Annotated in this window: 1 protein-coding gene and 1 pseudogene; one reads left to right on the top strand and one right to left on the bottom strand. The window is 39.2% G+C overall.

What is annotated here, in order from left to right:
• Window positions 1-281 (top strand): annotated as a pseudogene (locus AC1DJR_RS32880) (histidine phosphatase family protein); the annotation flags it as partial.
• Between the two features lie 60 nt (window positions 282-341).
• Here the strand turns inward: AC1DJR_RS32880 and AC1DJR_RS32875 are convergent.
• Window positions 342-569: GNAT family N-acetyltransferase (locus AC1DJR_RS32875; protein WP_477004556.1), on the bottom strand; the 228-nt coding region annotated here is incomplete at its 5' end.

Below are 569 nucleotides of genomic sequence, written 5' to 3'. Positions count from 1 at the left end.
GACGTACACGATGGATAGTTGGTTATAGTAAAGAGGTTGAGTCTTATAAGGAAGTACGAGAAAGAGCAAGACAAGCCGCTAATATGTTGCACCGCTATGCGCTCGTACAAGGGCATATTGCCCTTGTAGGTCATAGTTATTTTAATGCGATGATTGGGACTGAACTGAGGGCAATGGGGTGGCATGGTTCGCCTATTTTCCATAGGAAGCCATGGGGATGTATAACGTATACATTTCATGAGGCGATGGATGGAAATGTATTAAATACAAAATTAATTTAAAAGAGGCTGTCCCTTTGGCAGCCTCTTTCTCTACATAACAAGTAAAAAAGAATTGTCCTTTTAAGATATAGAAACCAATGACCGTAATGGTTTTATTAGATGGGCATACGGTTCACCGACGAGCATAACGGTTTTATCTTCTTTGTAACCAAGTTTTTCATATAGTGAAAAAGCGCGTTTGTTTTCTAAATTAACAAGTAAGGCGATTTTTTCATGCCCTTTTTCAGTTGCATGAAGTTCAGCTGCATCGATTAATTTAGAGCCAATACCACGTCCACTGTACATACT

This window comes from Bacillus sp. 05T31 (assembly GCF_056396725.1).
Note: the sequence above shows the minus strand (reverse complement) of the source record. Positions and strands in the feature narration are given on the sequence as shown.